This window comes from Thermosporothrix sp. COM3, assembly GCF_059696735.1.
In genome coordinates this window covers 5271651-5287073 of record NZ_AP019376.1, presented here as the reverse complement: position 1 = coordinate 5287073, position 15423 = coordinate 5271651, and the positions used below count along the sequence as shown (strand labels likewise).

The following is a 15423-nucleotide window of genomic DNA, read 5'->3' as shown; positions in this document are numbered from 1 at the left end:
CCTGTGAAGGCTCTCCGCTGTTCAGAGAGGTATCAGGCCTTCCATGCGCACCAGACAGTCCAGCGACATTGCTCCACAATTTCGCCCTGCTGATCGCTGTAACGCTCTCGTATATACTCGGCTAGTTCCTGTAGTTCTGTGTCGGTCAACTCGTGAAGAATTGAACGTCCCTTACGGGTTAGAATATGCTCGGTCAGTTTCTCAATGTTCGGGTACACCTCTTTAATTTCCCAGAGGTGGCGTTCTTCAATACGGGTAAAGCCTGCCTGCTGTAGCGCTGCCATTGTTGTGACGCTGTTTGGGCGCCTGCTGGTCTCAATAGTCAGCAAGCGAGGGAACTTCTCAAAGAAATAGCCACGTGGGTTTGTGTCGCTTCCAGGAAGCTGACAATCTTCCGGGGTGCGGTTCTGTACAAAGAGCACGCCACCCGGGCGGAGCAGGCGATATGCCTCGGCAAAGCAGGCCGGAAGCTGTTCCTGTTTCAGATGATGTGTCAGTCCCCGTTCCAGGATCACATCAAAATGGGCGTCCGCCAGACCGGTGTGCAGCGCGTCCCCCTGCTGGAAGGAGACGGTATCATAGCCGGAGCATTGTTCGCGGGCGTCTTGAAGCATCGTTTCGGAGAAGTCAACGCCGGTAACATGGGCGGCTCCCATATCGGCGAAGGCAGCAGTATAAATGCCTCCTCCACAGCCGATATCCGCGATATCTTTTCCCTCGATTGTGATAAGTGCGCGCATAAAGTCGCGCCATGTGCTGTCTGCCTGGCGATCAGCGTATGAACGATGATTCCGCGTGGCATGAAAATCAATAGGCATGAGCAACCCTTTCTTTGAGAGACATCGATGTACTCTCTATTCTTACGTATCTTTCTGCCATGCAGAGAATACCACACCGAGGGATGAGAACACAAATGGGAAGGCTTCGGCTGTTTCATTCTAGTAATAATGGACCATTACCCCGGTAGGAGGCAGTATCAGCTTTTTGTGATGCTATTGTGATCTGGCCAGCAGAGATTTATGAGCCTTGTCCTCTTGCGTTACGGTTACACAACGCGGTATGATACTTTTGAATTATATAATGAGTGAAACCATGAGAAAAAAACGAGATAGAGAGGGATGAAGGCATGTTAGGACTGGTTTTCTCGACCTGGGAAAAATATCTTGCGGGTCACTTCGATGCGGCCGTTTTACAGGCGTATCGCGAGGCGCTCGCTGGGCAGGTAGAAGCGCGTCCTCTGGCGGGTCGGGTTTTTGCAGATGATGCATTTATGTGCGGTCTACAGGTCGTCAGTCGGAGAACCGGTATCCATCAGCAGCGATTGCTGCGCCAGTTCGGACACTATTTCATTACCAATGGGCTGACGCGTCACCATTGTGCTTTTCTGCTTTCGCAAACAAGCTGTGCGCGGGACCTTGTATTATTGATGCGTGATGCACATATCCAGATGGCAAAGGGCCCCGATGGCCTGACTCCTCCGGTATTCAACTATACCCATCTCTCGGAGGATCATTCCCGTTCTAAAATTCTGTTCCGGTACGACAGTCCCAGAGCCCTCTGTGGCTGGTTCTGGGGTGCGGTAGAGGGAGCTGCGGAGCGGTTCAAGGAAAAAGTATATGTGAAGGAGCTTTCCTGTGTTACTCGTGGTGCTCCACACTGCTATTTTGAGGTACAATTTCAGGCTCGTACGGCAGAAAGACCCCGGAAGACGCCAGAACAGCGGGCCCGCTGGGAAGCGCAACAACGGCTCGCGATGCTGGTAAAGACGGTCCTGCCAGAGCATGAAGGGGAGGGGATGACATTGTTTGAGCTTCAGGGGAAATTGAGTACTTTGAATGCTTCCTCTCAGCCGGTCCGTCTTGGTCAGCTGCTGGAAGTCTTGCAGATGCTGCAACACGCTGGCTTGCTGGCTTCAAATGCCAATCAGCCGGGTGATAGTCTGGAGACGCGCCGGTACTGGCAGGTTCCAGCTGCGATGGGTCAGCGATAGCGCGAGGGTAAGGACCTGTTTCACGTGAAACGCCGATGCAACATGGTCCCTCTCCTCGGGAAAAGAAAGCAAGGACTGTTTCACGTGAAACACTCAGCGGAGGTGCTGGATCTCAGAAAGCATTGCATCCAGCTCGTAGAGAATCGCCGCATGCAGCATAACGCGTTTCTCCTCCTCGATAATCCCTGTATCGGGGTGGAGAAGGTGACGCAGACAGCGCTGCGTCTCTGCCAGGGCGATGCGGGTAAGTTCCTCGAAATCTTCCGGCTGCTTCTGCGCATCGAGCAGTGCCAGGCGAAGCAGCTTTCCATTGAGTTCAAGGAGGCGGCTATACCGCATCAACCAGCGTTGTTCTTCGGGAGCAGCAAAGCAAGCGGCACCGGTCAGGAGCGAGAAAAGGCGCTGCATACGGAGACGGAGCTGTTCCAGCGTTTTGAGTATATGGGTGTGGTTGGCAATGAGTGAGCGGGCTGGTTTGGCCCAGAGATCAAGGCGGGCACTCTCAAGGGCAAACGAGACCATCTGACGGCTTGCGCTGATCTGTCGCTCAAGCGTCTGTAACTGCTGTTCTAGCTGTGTCTGGAGTTGCTCGTTGAACTGCCCGGAGAACGCGGCGGAGAGCGTGGAGACAGTTTGAGGGAAGGCTGTCAGCACCTTCTGGCTGGCAGCGTGAGCGCGAAAAATATGGAACGGGTGCGAGAAGAGGAGTGTGATGAACAGGCCAATCCCGCCCCCGAGACAGGCCCCGAGCAGGCGCATCAGTGGATACGAGGTAGCGTGTGGATCGGTCGTCAGGGTAATCAGCGTGAAGAGTGCAGTGATCGGGATCTGAACGGCAACATAGGCGGCGCGCCTCTGGAAGAGCAGGCCGAGCACATGAGCGCAGAAGACAACCAGAAAGAGTGTCCAGACCGTTAGCGGGAGAAACGAGAGAAAGAAAAGGACCAGAATGCTCCCGATCAGGACAGCTATCACGCGCTCGATGCCCTTGCGGAGTGTCTGTATTGAACTTGCCTGCGTGACAACAAGCCCGGCGGTTGCCGCGAGAGAGGCATTGCTTTGCCCGACAAGGAGGCGTGCGAGTTCCCAGGAGAGGGTAACGGCCAGCGTGATTCTCAGAATATGCAGAATTTGCGGGAGGTACTCATGTCCGCGGTCAAAGAGTTTTTGCATGAAGGCGGATGGCTCTTCAGAGATGAGGAACGGCTTTTTCGCTACAGGTATCATATAGACTCCACTGACTCTTAATGCTTTTGAGTTGCAGCATTGAATTGGTTTTTTTGAAGAAAGAAGCGGGGGAATGCGAGAAGAAAGGGCTTCCCTGCTTGCCTGTTTCAGTATAGTGCAGCGGGATTATAAAGTCCAATATATATATTCTTCTTATTTTGATAGGGAAAATCCTATGTAGATGAGGAGAAAAGAAAGGAGCCTCTCATACGAGAGACCCCTTTCGCTTTCTTGCTGTCTGATCAGGAGGCAGATTACATCATGCCGCCCATTCCGCCCATACCGGCGGCGGGATTGGCTGCGGGCTGCTCCTCAGGAATATCGGTGACCAGCGTGTCGGTGGAGAGCACCATTCCGGCAATGCTGACCGCGTTCTGTAGAGCGGAGCGCGTCACCTTGACCGGGTCGATGATACCGGCCTCGAACATGTTCACATACTCGCCCTTCAGCGCGTCGAAGCCATAGCCCTCTTTGCCGTTGCTGCGGACACCAGCCACGATCACGGAGCCGTCAAGTCCGGCGTTGGTTGCGATCTGGCGCAGAGGCTCTTCGAGAGCGCGGCGCAGAATGGTGACACCGGTTGCCTCTTCACCCTCGGCCTGAACCTTATCAAGGGCGCGAGATGCGATCACCAGTGCGGAACCGCCACCCTGAACGATACCCTCTTCGATTGCGGCGCGGGTTGCGGACAGAGCGTCCTCAACGCGGTGCTTCTTCTCTTTCATCTCGACCTCGGTCGCTGCGCCAACTTTGATGACGCCAACGCCACCGGCCAGTTTCGCCAGGCGCTCCTGGAGCTTCTCGCGATCGTAGTCGCTGGTAGTCTCCTGGATCTGGGCACGGATCTGAGCAATGCGAGCCTGAACGGCCTGATTGGAGCCTGCGCCCTCAACAATGGTGGTGGTCTCTTTGGTCGAGGTCACGGTGCGGGCGCTGCCCAGATCATCGAGGGTTGCGCTCTCAAGCTTGAGACCCTTCTTCTCGGTGATCACAGATGCACCGGTCAGAGTAGCGATATCCTCAAGCATTGCATCGCGGCGCTCGCCGAAGCCCGGAGCCTTGACACCAAGCACATTGAAGGCACCGCGCATCTTGTTCAGAACCAGCGTGGCAAGGGCTTCACCGTCGATATCTTCGGCAATGATAACAAGGTCCTTGCGGCCGCTCTGCAACACCTTTTCGAGCAGGGGCAGAATGTCCTGAATGGCGCTGATCTTCTTGTCAGTGACCAGGATATAGGGATCATTCAGTTCGGCAACAGTGTGATCCTGATTGGTGGCCATATATGGGGAGATGAAACCGCGATCGAACTGCATACCCTCGGTATACTCTTTCTCGGTCACGATACCGCGTCCCTCTTCAACGGTGATCACGCCATCCTTACCGACTTTCTCCATGACCTCAGCGATCAGAGCGCCGATTTCAGGATCAGCGGCGGAAATAGCTGCGACCTGTGCGATCTGCTCGCGGGTCTCAACGGGCTTGCTCATTGCCTTGATTTCGGCGACGACGGCATCTGCCGCGCGCTCCAGACCACGGCGCAGGATCATCGGGTTTGCGCCTGCGGCGAGGTTCTTCAGGCCCTCGGTGACAATCGCATGTGCCAGCACGGTTGCGGTGGTGGTGCCATCACCTGCAACGTCATTGGTCTTGGTTGCCGCTTCTTTGAGTAGCTGGGCGCCCATGTTCTCAAATGAGTCGGGCAGCTCGATCTCGCGGGCAATAGAAACGCCATCATTGGTGATGGTCGGTGCGCCGAACTTCTTATCAAGGACGACATTGCGGCCCTTTGGACCGATGGTTACACGAACCGCGTTTGCTACAACGTCCATACCCTTTTTCAGGGAGTAACGTGCCTTCTCATCAAACTGTAATCGCTTTGCCACTGTATCTCAACTCCTACGTTTCGGATGAACTATTCAACGCTCAGATTGACTATGGATCGTCGGGCTCGCTTTATTCAACGATGCCCAGGATGTCGCTTTCGCGCATAATCAGGTAGGTCTCGCCTTCCAGCTTGACTTCTGTGCCGGAATATTTGGCGAAGAAAACGGTCTGACCAACGCTGACTTCAGGGGCAACATGTTTCCCGTTGTCCAGCACTTTTCCCGAACCAACGGCCAGAATCTCGCCCTCCTGGGGCTTCTCTTTGGCTGTATCGGGCAGAACAATGCCGCTCTTTGTGACGGCCTCTCGATTCAGGGGTTTGACAACAACGCGATCACCAAGTGGTTGAAGCTTGACACTCACTTTTGGCTACTCCTTTTTCGTTTTCCCTGTCTGTCTGCTTGTCTCCGCAATTGCTGTTGTATTGCTAAAACTTTTTTGCTGAGATCTGGAATTAGCACTCTATAGGTGAGAGTGCGAACCGTCATTATCATACACCATCATTTGCCATTACGCAAGGGGATAACCGCTGATGAATGACATACACTTCCCTTCTTTCTTTTTAGATGCTATACTGCACATAGGCGAAAGTTTGTCACATGTACCGTTTGAGTGCTCAGAAGTGTGTTTTGAAAAGCGCTGAATGGTATTCTGAAAAACAGGCCGATGAAAGAACAGCAAAAACCTCTAAAAGAGCCATTCGGTCTCGCTGGCGAGGTGCGCGGATTCGGCAACTATGATCTGGTTCGACGCATCGACGTGGGTGGCATGGGAGAAGTGTATCTGGCGCGTCAACGTACGGCCTTCGGGCGTGAAGTGGCGGTGAAGATCATTCGCTCCGATCTGGCTTACGATACGGTTGCGCGGAAACGTTTCTTGCGAGAGGCTGAGGTAAGTGCTCATCTAAAACATGAACATATTCTCCCTCTGTTTGAGTTTGGCGAAGAGCAGGGACGCCTTTTCCTGGTGACTCCATATATTCAGGGGGGCACCCTGGCACAGCGCCTGCAACGTGGACCGCTTTCTTATGGTGAGATCCATCAGCTTTTTACCGCGCTGGTACAGGCCGTTGCCTATATTCATAAGCGGGGCGTCATTCATCGCGATCTCAAGCCGAGCAACATTCTGCTCGATACGGCAGATGACAGCGATCAGGTCTATGTGCGCCTGATCGATTTTGGTATTGCCTCTATGCTTGGCTCGCTTGCCAGCCCGCCTTTAACTGAGAATGGCCGGGAAATAGGCACAATCGAGTATATGGCTCCCGAACGAGCAAACGGTATCTCAGCCCCAAGCAATGATATCTACTCGCTTGGTGTCATTCTTTTTCAGATGCTGACCGGCAAACTCCCATCCGAGGCTCGTGGCGCCAGAATTGCCGAGCCGATGATTGAGGTGCTGAAGCGCAGTATGGCTCCTGATCCGGGCGATCGCTTTGCCAGCGCCGATGAGCTGCTTCAGGAGTTCGAGCGAGCTTATCTGGCCTTGAACGTCTCTCCCGAGGAACTGCCTGCCTCTCTTTCGCGACAGGAAACGGCCCCCCGGCCGGTCCCCAGAGCGCAACAATCTGAGCCTGATACAAAGGTGAGTGAGCCCCCAAAGCAGGCCCGCGTGAAGGCTGTCCCGACAATGCCTCCTTTGCCGAAGAAGAGAAACGTGCAGGAGCAGATTGTCTTACCGCGTGAGGAGATTATTCTTCCTCCTCCACGAGGTGGCCTCTTTGACGATCATGATGCACCGACCTCCTCGGTTGCTCCAGACGACTTGAAGGCGATGTTGAGTAACCGCAGAGGGATGAACAGTCAGCCTCCGAAGCGACGTAAGCGCTCGTTATTGCCGTTGCTCTCTATTCTGACAGTGATCCTGGTGCTGGTCGTTGTGGCCCTGAGTTTCTTTACGTTTCAGGCCGCGCAATCGGCCACAGTGACTATCACGCCGCAGGTGCGACCCCTCAATAAGGTCGTCACCGTGACGGCACGAACGGGAATTCAGAATCCTGATCTTGCTTCCGCCTCGATTCCTCTAAGCACATTGACAAAGACGAAAACAACGACAAAGACCGGGCCGGCCACTGGCCGCCCGTTTCTGTGCTTTATCAAATGCCCGAAGGTGGTATCAAGCGAGGACGTGGATAATCTGGTTCTACAGGCCAAGCAGGAGCTCGAAGAGCAGCTCAAACAGGAGATGACGACTGACCTGCAAAACAGGGGAGCGGTGATGGTTGGTGAGCCGTCTTTTATCAGTAAGGATGGCTCGTATGAGCCTGAGTTAGGCAAGAAAAGCGAGACGGTTTCGGTCACACTGACTCTTCAGGGAACTGCGAACTATTATAGCAATCGCGAGGCGCAAAATCTGGCTCAGAAGATGCTGGAAAAGGAGGCCGGGGACGGTTTTCAGCTCATGCCGACCTATACAAAAGTGGGCCAACCAGTGGTCAAGAACAGCACTGATAGCACGATTACGCTGGCTGTTCCTGTCGCAGGAGTGGCGAAATACCGGTTAACACCGGAAAAACTGAAAAATATTCAGGAACATATCAAAGGCATGAAGGTACAGGAAGCCCGCACCTATATTACAAAACAGGCGGGCGTTGATCCCACGAATGTTGTGGTCAAGGTTTCATTTGGTGAGATGGTTCCAGCGGAGATTGAACAGATCAAAATAGGGACGGCTGAACCAACGAATATCCCGCAGGTACAACTGCCGAAAGCATGACTGACTGGCTCCTCTGAGTAATCGTTCTCGGAGGAGTCTTTTTCTCTCTCACTCGAAAGGTTCGTCGATGCTTTCCTGCTTTTCCGCTTCCCAGAAGTGTTTGACGGTTCGCATTGTGATCTCATAGTTGAAGCCGCGTCTCTGCAAAAAGGAGCCAAGCCGCCGCTGGAAGGTAGGATAATCGATTCCCGGTTGTCGCAGTAGAGAGAGCGCTTTTTTCTCGGCGGCCCGCAGCGCTCGCTCCTCATCCTGTTCCCCGTCGACCAGTGTGTCAATGATCTCGCGCTGTACCCCTTTCTGCTGAAGTTCATTCTTCAAGGCATAGGAGCCCCGCGGGCTGAAGTGTTCTCTGTTCTCGACCCAGAAAGAGGCAAACTGCTGATCGTTAAGCAGGTTGAAGTCATGCAGACGCTGCACAATTCCCTCGATCATCTCGGGAGGGGCGTTCTTGCGCCGCAGATAGTTCTTCACTTCCCGGGTGCTTCGTGGTCGCAGCGACAGATAGTTCATGGCGCGGTCCAGCATTTGCTGAAGGGCTTCTTCCTGCCGCAGCCGTTCTATTTGTGCCTCTGTTAGCTCCTGTCCGACCTTCAGGCCCATTTGCAGGACGAGCAGGGCATGGACACCGAGGAGGAAGGTATGATCAACAAAAATGTTGACCCGTTCTGGATTGTGTACCTGTGCTTGTAAGGCTGTAATGCGCATATATCTATTATACCTTCTTTTCGCGGGGCTTGAAGTCGGGGGAAAGGGAGTGGGGGAAAGGGAAAGGAAATACCTTACAAACGTTTGATAGGCTGCGGGCAAGTAGTAATTCATTCAACCACCGGGGTCGAATGAACCTACTCGAAGCGGGACTCTTAGAAGAGTGCCATCGCTTCATCTGCCTCTGCTGGCAGCATTTCGTGAAGGGGAACGATCTTTCTTTCTGTCATTCGATTGTTTTCGTCAACAAAAACGATCCGCGGACGCAGGCTGCGAATTTCTTCCTCGTTAAAGTCACCATAACTAATAATAATAACAAGATCACCTTCCGCAGTCAGACGGGCCGCAGCACCATTCAGGCAGATGACACCAGAACCACGCTCACCGGCAATTGTATAGGTTTCGAGGCGAGCGCCATTGTTGATATTGACTATCTGCACCTTTTCATAGGGGAAGATTCCAGCGGCGTCGAGCAGGTCCTGGTCAATCGTGATGCTGCCAACATAGTTGAGATTGGCCTGGGTGACGGTAGCACGATGAATTTTCCCTTTGCACATGGTACGCAGCATAGTAACGGTATTTCCTTTCCCTTTTCAGCTTCTTTCTCAGTTTGTCTGGTTCGTTTCTAAAACAGATTTACAAAAACGACTCTATGGAGATATTTGCCTATCCCCATGTCTATTATAAATAACGTTTGACAAGCCTATTATAACCACAGATATATTCAGATTTCAAAATGTATGGCCGAGAACCATTACTATTTGGTTGCTCCGACAGGATACGCCCGAAAACTCTCTTCCTTGCAAAACGCTATGATGAAGCCTGCTGGGCCCGGTCAATCAATGCCAGAATTCCGCGAGCGTAGGCTTCTGGCACGCTTTGGGCATCATACATGTTTTCGGATAGTAGAAGACGATAACGGCACTTCCAGCGCCGAGCAGGCCAGTCAGCCAGCCGAATCAATGTGTAGGTCGGAGTGTACCGTTCGAGCGCCTGACGAAGCGCGACTTCGTCCAGATCGGTGATGCCGTGCTGGCGGAGCCGCTGCTGTATTTCTTCTGGAATCATTGTTTTCACCACAAGACTACATTGAATTCTGAGGCCCTTGCAATGCCGCGTGAAAGGCTTTGCGTATTTGCTCTACAGGCAGAGTCATCACATCTTTTGTTGGCAGGCGGCGCGGCAGGACGCTAAAGGGCCCACTCCAGGTTTTCGCCTGCTGTTCCAGTTGTTCCAGCGCCTGATAGGCCTGTTTCTGTACCTGTCTGACGATCGGGTACTGTTGTGCGGCCCGTTCAAAGACCTCGTGATCTTTGGTAAAGACGCTGAAATTATCGCGCACAACAACGTCAATATACAGATCCGTATAGATCAACTCGCGTGCACTACTGGTATAATCGTGGTTGGGCAGGACAATATCGCAATAGGCCTCGCGGAAGCGGCCATCAGGATAATAACTGAGGTGTATAGTATACCATTGATCGGGCCAAAAATAAGAGATACCGTACGCTTTGCTGATCCAGGTTCCCGGTTTCCATTGCATGGCGGTTCCTATCGGGGTCCAGATCGTGACATAGTCAGAACTCAGGGGAAGTTGATAACCTTTCCAGCCACCCCACTGCTCACCGCTTACAAGCATTTTTCGGACATTCGCTTCTAAAAGCATACAATAGCCTTTCTGCTGTACCTTGTTCGGTTCTGTCTGATCGTATAGCTGTTCGTTCCGTTGAGATTCCAGGAGCCCTGTATAGTGAAAATGTGAAGGACTGTGGCTCTCTGAACCGGGACGAATGGGTCGTGAAAGAGGCCCTCTATTATCAGGTACGTGTGAGCGCATGGTTTGTGTTGCAACTGGTCATTCTCTTTATCTGTCGGTCGTTCTCCATGATATAATGCAGAAAGCATAAAAAAATACTCAATGAGGAGTAGTCAATTATGGTACAGACTCAACAGACCCGCATCGAGCGCGACTCTATGGGCGAGATGCAGGTACCTGTCAATGCATATTATGGGGCAAGCACGCAGCGTGCTGTGCTGAATTTCCCGATCAGTGATCTGCGCTTCCCCCGGGAATTTATTCGCGCTATCGGGCAAATCAAACTTGCGGCAGCACAGACAAATGCGGAACTGGGAACCGTTGATCACCAGATCGCGGAGGCTATTGTCAAGGCCGCGCAAGAAGTGATTGACGGCAAGTTTGACGAACATTTTGTCGTTGATATTTTCCAGACCGGTTCCGGTACTTCGACCAATATGAATGCAAATGAGGTGATCGCGAATCGGGCCAGCGAGCTTCTCGGCGGCTCTCGTGGGTCACGCAAAGTACACCCAAACGATCATGTGAACTTCGGCCAGTCCTCAAATGATGTTATCCCCTCTTCTATTCATGTCTCTGCTCTGGTGAGCATTGAGCAACAGCTTATTCCTGCCCTGGAGGAATTGAATGCGGCAATGCAGGAAAAAGCTGATGCGTTTATGGATGTGGTCAAGACCGGGCGCACCCATTTGCAGGACGCTACCCCGATTCGTCTGGGCCAGGAGTTTCTGGGCTATGCGGGACAGGCAGAGCGTGGTATTGCCCGCTTGCGCCATGCACAGCAAGAACTCTCTGAGATTGCGCTTGGCGGGACGGCAGTTGGCACCGGAGTCAACACCCATCCAGAGTTCTCGGCTCGCGTATGCAGGCGCTTGAGCGAGATGAATGGTGTCGAGATTCGCGAGACCAGCAACCATTTTCAGGCGCAGAGCACGATCGATGGTGTGGTAGAGGCCAGCGGCGCGCTGAACACACTGGCAGCCAGCCTGATGAAGATTGCCAATGATATTCGCTGGCTTGGTTCCGGGCCCCGTGCAGGCTTCGGTGAGCTGGAAATTCCTGCTGTGCAGCCTGGAAGCTCGATTATGCCCGGGAAAGTCAATCCGGTCATTGCCGAGTCGCTCTGTATGGTCTGCGCTCAGGTGATTGGTAACCATACAACTATTACTGTTGCCGGGCAATCGGGAAATTTCGAGTTGAATGTGATGCTCCCGGTTGCAGCCTACAACCTGCTGCAATCGATCAGCCTGCTTGCTGCTGCTGTGCGGAACTTCACCGAGCAGTGCGTCAAGGGACTGAAGGCAACCAGCAAGGGACCAGAAATGGTCGAGAAAGGTCTGGCGATCTGTACATCTCTGGCTCCTGTCATTGGCTATGATGCGGCGGCAGCAATCTCGAAAGAGGCTTTCCGTACTGGCAAGACGATCCGTGAGGTTGCACGCGAGAAGACCGATCTCTCAGAGGAAGAACTGAACCGCATTCTTGATCCTGCCAGTATGACAAAGCCCGGGCTTGAGGGGGGACCCGCTGCCGGTTAAGCAGAAAAAGGGAGGGTCGGCGCAGCCCGGCCTTTCCCGGCTCGGCATTTTCAGCACGGCTGTATAGAGTCCTTTGTTCAATTTGGTTATATTCATGTTCGCTCTTTGAAATCCGAACGTACCCGGCCACTTCTACGGTAGGGCCGGCAATCCCGGCCCTGATACGTCTATTCTTGCGCAGGTGTGGTCGCCTGTGGTGGCTCGGTGTAGAATTGTCTGGCAATCGCTAGCCGGGAAACGATTTCTTTTGCCCGCCCCTCCAGGTGTGGGGTGAGCTTTCCGGCCTGCACGAGGCTCTCGATAAGAGCTGCTGCTTCCCGGAAAAGGGGGGCCAACACCACTACCTCCGCTAAAGAGGGCTCAAACAAGATTGCTACCACTTGATCATGCTCATCCCGAATGAGAGCAGCGATAGCCATGTCTCCGTTTGGTTTCTGCACCAAAGTGAACCCGCCATGTCGTAACTTCATTTCTCCCCTCTCGCTTCCTTCTTTCCACATGACCGGCATATCTGACAATCATGAAGTTGAGCCCAAACGTGCCGATAGTGAAGCAGGCAAGCTTTCAGGTTATATTCCTGAGGGTCAAAGTAAATTGATACCTCAAGCAGCCGCTTCGTCGCATCCTCACTCGCTACAATCGCGTGTGAAAATCCCAGAAGAAAGCCGAAATTCCATTCCTGGAATCGATTATCACGTGTTTCTATCTGTGAAATCATGCGTTCCAACAGAAACGCGTGTGTTTCCTCTGCGTCCATTGGCTTACCGCGAAAATGACGGTTGTAGTAAGCCGCACCGACGCGGTAACCACCCTGGAATGCGTCACTGCCGGATACAATCGTTGAATACCCGATAACCGTTTTAAATGGCTCCATCGCTACCAACCTTGCGTGTTTCAGCATCATTGCTCCTCCTTGCCAACTGCCCCCGCCACGTGCTACGATAGCACTGGAAGAGGCTTTAGTACGTTTTTTTACCACTCTTCTGTCAACCGCCTGTGACAGCAGGCGGTTTTTTGTTGCTCTTGTCTTGCTCTTACCTCCTCTTTCTGCAAGTTCTACAGACAGTATAAGATCTTTCTGGTTATTTTTCAACCCTTTAAGTTATCTTAAGTTATTTTGGGGTTCGTTTTGTTGATCTTTAAAAGGAGAAGACTTACAATAGTAAAAAAGGAAGGGGGTACCAAAGGTGGAACCGGAAAAGCCAGAGCCAATGTTAACCGTTGAGGATTTATGTGACATTCTACGACTCAACAAGAAAGCTGTACAAAAAATGCTCAGACAAGGTACAATAACAGCTCACAAAATAAACAATAAAGAGTGGCGGGTAAGTCGTGCCGCCCTTCAGGACTATCTAGACCGAACAAGCAACAAACCGGGTAGCAAGCAGTAACTTATTTTGAAAAGCAAGCCCGCAGGGGGTTGATAGGGTCGCTCATACGGGCTTGCCAGCAAAAGGCAGTGTAAAGGATATCCGAGTTGGTCTGAAAAGAAGCCCCGGGAAGAGGCAGAGGGAGGAGTCTCCCGGGGCTTCCACCGGATAGCCCGACAGTTAAAAAGAGGGAGTTTTCTTCTCGGGTTTTCGCTCCTTCCCCCACTTTCTTCGCTCCTCGGCGTCCAGTCGTTGTATATCTGGATGTCTGTTCAGGAAGTCCTCCAACTTCTCCTCATCCATATAGAGGTAGACCAACCCACATCTCTGATATGCCTCTGTCAACACATCGCCGTTGGGCAATGTGATCTTGTATTCAGGCGATGTCATGGGGACGCCCTGATACTGGCTGATGGTTCCCTCTGGATAGACCAGCGTCATTTGCTCCCTGTCGGCACTGGGTGTCACCTCACAGCCGGCATGACGGAGATATTCGATCACCCCGATAAACATACCGGGCACGGTGCGGGTTCTCGCTTTCCTATCCACTAGCTTTTCTGGTGGATAGAGAGCCGTGTCACGGGCATCAGATCGGAGTGGAACCGGGTTCATGGGGGATTCATGCCTCATTTTGCACCTCCTCTTTTTCCCAAACCAGATGGAAGACAACAAAGCGCGATGGCCGGACAATTGTCCCTATCTTCTTTTCCCCTTCCCATAATTGACAGTACATATCGTCGTCCTTCTCTTCCGTGTGCTGTTCGAGCCGGACCGTCTGTGGAAGGAACAGGGAAAAATAGCCATAGGTGGGTGTGCCCTCCGGGGTGAGCCCTTTTTCCCTATAGGGTTTCACCTTTATGTGGTGCTTTCGCAAAACGGGCCTTTCTTTGGTCAGGTCAAAACTGAAGACACGATGAATAACGTGTTGCTCCGGGATGTAAAACGGCCTGAAGTTCTGCGGCATCAGATAGCCCTCCTGTCCCTGTACCGGGATGGTGTGATAACGAAGGTAGGATAATGCATCTTTTGCCTCCTGTGCCCACATAGCTCTCTCGTCACGCGAAATGGCATTCGCGTAACGTGTACAAGACAGCAGATAGTGTCGTTGCATTGCCCGATGAGCGCGGGCCGTTGCCTGTTCACGCTCTTCCTGGGTGAGTATCCTCATTTCCACAAATCTTTCTCCTGATCTGTCAATCCAGACAACTGCAAAAGTAGCCCAATCCGATTTCGAACACTTTCAAGCAGATAGGCAAGGTACCGATGTTCCTCTGTCGGGTTCGGATACTGCTGTTGAAGCAGGGAGAGCCGCCAGAACAGCGCGTCCTGTATGGCGACAAGCTCCCAATCGGAGAGTGTCAGGTGCCAACGCCCTCGCTCATCAAAGCCGGGTGGTTTCTGTGACTTGATTCCGTTCAAACTTCACCCCTTCCTTCAATCACCCGATCAGCTATCGTCACCACAGCGACGCGGGCCGGTTCTTCCCCTACCAGCTTTTCCAGCTTCGCCATATACTGGTAGATGTTCTCATAGCGCTGGTAGATGATTTGATGTCGGGCGACACTGGAAAGCCCCGTGAGCCCTTCCTTCATTGCTTGATATTCTTGTTCAATCTGCTGTTTTAACCTGGTTACTTCGCTATCCATAGTGCCCCCTTTTAGGGAGGTCTTTATCCCAGTTTGCAACTAACAGCGTGTACGCGATAATATCCACTGATGAAATAATAAGCTTGCTTAATCTACTATAGTATTCATGTGATTCACGTATAATCACATGATGGTCAGGGAATATAATCTCCCTTAGTTCTTTCAATGGGGTGCGTTCTTTCGGCACTCTTTCGGCATCGATTGGTAGGATAACGATACTTTTCCCCTCGCCAGGACAACCATCTAAGCGGCATCCCAGAAAGAGCAGGAATTGCTCTTCTAGCGGCTTTAGATCTTCCCTCAAGAATATCGTTCTTAACATGTTTGCCATGAGCCCCCCCCTTGAAATCAGCGTTGCAATGTTTCATAATGTATATCAAGCAAGCATTTATATGTCGGTCTACTGCAAATAGTATTGTAAAACAGACCCTATTTTAAAAACCGAGTTAATAGGGATGTAAATATGATATCTCCTCGGATTTACAAGATAAACGTGCAACGCTATAATTGAGATAAAAATAGTCAACAA

General features: G+C 52.2%; 20 protein-coding genes. 5 read left to right on the top strand and 15 right to left on the bottom strand.

Features of this window, described 5'->3' with window-relative positions; translation table 11 throughout:
• Positions 1-32: 32 nt before the first annotated feature.
• Positions 33-818, bottom strand: coding sequence for a class I SAM-dependent methyltransferase (locus tag KTH_RS22475; protein ID WP_111325315.1), 786 nt, complete (start codon positions 816-818; stop codon positions 33-35).
• Between the two features lie 308 nt (positions 819-1126).
• On the opposite strand from KTH_RS22475, the gene KTH_RS22470 reads away from it, so the two are divergent.
• The gene (locus KTH_RS22470; protein ID WP_497621162.1) at positions 1127-1990 is read left to right on the top strand and encodes a heme NO-binding domain-containing protein; all 864 of its coding nucleotides are present in this window, start codon (positions 1127-1129) and stop codon (positions 1988-1990) included.
• A 93-nt stretch (positions 1991-2083) separates the two neighbouring features.
• On the opposite strand, the gene KTH_RS22465 is transcribed toward KTH_RS22470, so the two are convergent.
• From KTH_RS22465 to groES, 3 genes are all read right to left on the bottom strand, one after another.
• Positions 2084-3163: an FUSC family protein gene (locus KTH_RS22465; RefSeq protein ID WP_170142890.1), complete on the bottom strand. Its 1080-nt coding sequence runs from the start codon at positions 3161-3163 to the stop codon at positions 2084-2086.
• 308 nt (positions 3164-3471) lie between these two features.
• Positions 3472-5103 carry a chaperonin GroEL gene (groL, locus tag KTH_RS22460; RefSeq protein ID WP_111325312.1) on the bottom strand — a complete coding sequence of 544 codons (1632 nt, stop codon included), beginning with the start codon at positions 5101-5103 and terminating at the stop codon, positions 3472-3474.
• A gap of 70 nt (positions 5104-5173) precedes the next feature.
• Positions 5174-5467 (bottom strand): co-chaperone GroES, encoded by a 294-nt coding sequence (gene groES / locus KTH_RS22455; RefSeq protein ID WP_111325311.1) that lies wholly within the window; start codon positions 5465-5467, stop codon positions 5174-5176.
• Between the two features lie 303 nt (positions 5468-5770).
• Here groES and KTH_RS22450 point away from each other — a divergent pair, with 303 nt between their 5' ends.
• Complete coding sequence (locus tag KTH_RS22450; RefSeq protein WP_497621159.1) at positions 5771-7819, top strand: serine/threonine protein kinase; 2049 nt, start codon at positions 5771-5773, stop codon at positions 7817-7819.
• Positions 7820-7867: 48 nt separating this feature from the next.
• Here KTH_RS22450 and KTH_RS22445 read toward each other — a convergent pair whose 3' ends face one another.
• The 4 genes from KTH_RS22445 to KTH_RS22430 form a co-directional block, all read right to left on the bottom strand.
• Complete coding sequence (locus tag KTH_RS22445) at positions 7868-8524, bottom strand: RecX family transcriptional regulator (RefSeq protein ID WP_497621157.1); 657 nt, start codon at positions 8522-8524, stop codon at positions 7868-7870.
• 155 nt (positions 8525-8679) lie between these two features.
• Positions 8680-9093: an aspartate 1-decarboxylase gene (gene panD, locus KTH_RS22440; protein WP_111325308.1), complete on the bottom strand. Its 414-nt coding sequence runs from the start codon at positions 9091-9093 to the stop codon at positions 8680-8682.
• A gap of 241 nt (positions 9094-9334) precedes the next feature.
• The gene (locus KTH_RS22435) at positions 9335-9592 is read right to left on the bottom strand and encodes a hypothetical protein (RefSeq protein WP_111325307.1); all 258 of its coding nucleotides are present in this window, start codon (positions 9590-9592) and stop codon (positions 9335-9337) included.
• 16 nt (positions 9593-9608) lie between these two features.
• Positions 9609-10190 carry a ribonuclease FAU-1 family protein gene (locus tag KTH_RS22430; RefSeq protein ID WP_170142888.1) on the bottom strand — a complete coding sequence of 194 codons (582 nt, stop codon included), beginning with the start codon at positions 10188-10190 and terminating at the stop codon, positions 9609-9611.
• Between the two features lie 92 nt (positions 10191-10282).
• On the opposite strand from KTH_RS22430, the gene KTH_RS22425 reads away from it, so the two are divergent.
• Together KTH_RS22425 and KTH_RS22420 are read left to right on the top strand one after the other, a co-directional pair.
• Positions 10283-10417: a hypothetical protein gene (locus KTH_RS22425; protein WP_281278945.1), complete on the top strand. Its 135-nt coding sequence runs from the start codon at positions 10283-10285 to the stop codon at positions 10415-10417.
• A gap of 42 nt (positions 10418-10459) precedes the next feature.
• Entirely contained in the window at positions 10460-11878 is a 1419-nt protein-coding gene (locus tag KTH_RS22420) for a class II fumarate hydratase (protein WP_497621154.1), read from the top strand.
• A gap of 167 nt (positions 11879-12045) precedes the next feature.
• Here the strand turns inward: KTH_RS22420 and KTH_RS22415 are convergent, their stop codons facing one another.
• On the bottom strand, positions 12046-12348 hold the full coding sequence (locus tag KTH_RS22415; protein WP_111325304.1) for a hypothetical protein: 303 nt from the start codon (positions 12346-12348) through the stop codon (positions 12046-12048).
• Positions 12345-12782, bottom strand: a complete 438-nt coding sequence (locus tag KTH_RS22410; protein WP_111325303.1) for a hypothetical protein — start codon at positions 12780-12782, stop codon at positions 12345-12347. The genes KTH_RS22415 and KTH_RS22410 overlap by 4 nt, the downstream gene beginning before the upstream one ends.
• Before the next feature lie 307 nt (positions 12783-13089).
• On the opposite strand from KTH_RS22410, the gene KTH_RS22405 reads away from it, so the two are divergent.
• Positions 13090-13269: a helix-turn-helix domain-containing protein gene (locus KTH_RS22405; RefSeq protein ID WP_371860000.1), complete on the top strand. Its 180-nt coding sequence runs from the start codon at positions 13090-13092 to the stop codon at positions 13267-13269.
• A 159-nt stretch (positions 13270-13428) separates the two neighbouring features.
• Here the strand turns inward: KTH_RS22405 and KTH_RS22400 are convergent, their stop codons facing one another.
• From KTH_RS22400 to KTH_RS22380, 5 genes are read right to left on the bottom strand one after another with little or no spacing between them, the layout of a single operon-like run.
• Positions 13429-13878 (bottom strand): hypothetical protein, encoded by a 450-nt coding sequence (locus KTH_RS22400; protein ID WP_111325301.1) that lies wholly within the window; start codon positions 13876-13878, stop codon positions 13429-13431.
• Positions 13868-14416 (bottom strand): hypothetical protein, encoded by a 549-nt coding sequence (locus KTH_RS22395; RefSeq protein ID WP_111325300.1) that lies wholly within the window; start codon positions 14414-14416, stop codon positions 13868-13870. Before KTH_RS22395 ends, KTH_RS22400 begins: the two co-directional genes overlap by 11 nt.
• Positions 14413-14667, bottom strand: coding sequence for a hypothetical protein (locus KTH_RS22390; RefSeq protein ID WP_111325299.1), 255 nt, complete (start codon positions 14665-14667; stop codon positions 14413-14415). Before KTH_RS22390 ends, KTH_RS22395 begins: the two co-directional genes overlap by 4 nt.
• On the bottom strand, positions 14664-14894 hold the full coding sequence (locus tag KTH_RS22385) for a hypothetical protein (protein WP_111325298.1): 231 nt from the start codon (positions 14892-14894) through the stop codon (positions 14664-14666). Before KTH_RS22385 ends, KTH_RS22390 begins: the two co-directional genes overlap by 4 nt.
• On the bottom strand, positions 14887-15225 hold the full coding sequence (locus KTH_RS22380) for a hypothetical protein (RefSeq protein ID WP_111325297.1): 339 nt from the start codon (positions 15223-15225) through the stop codon (positions 14887-14889). The genes KTH_RS22385 and KTH_RS22380 overlap by 8 nt, the downstream gene beginning before the upstream one ends.
• Positions 15226-15423: the final 198 nt, after the last annotated feature.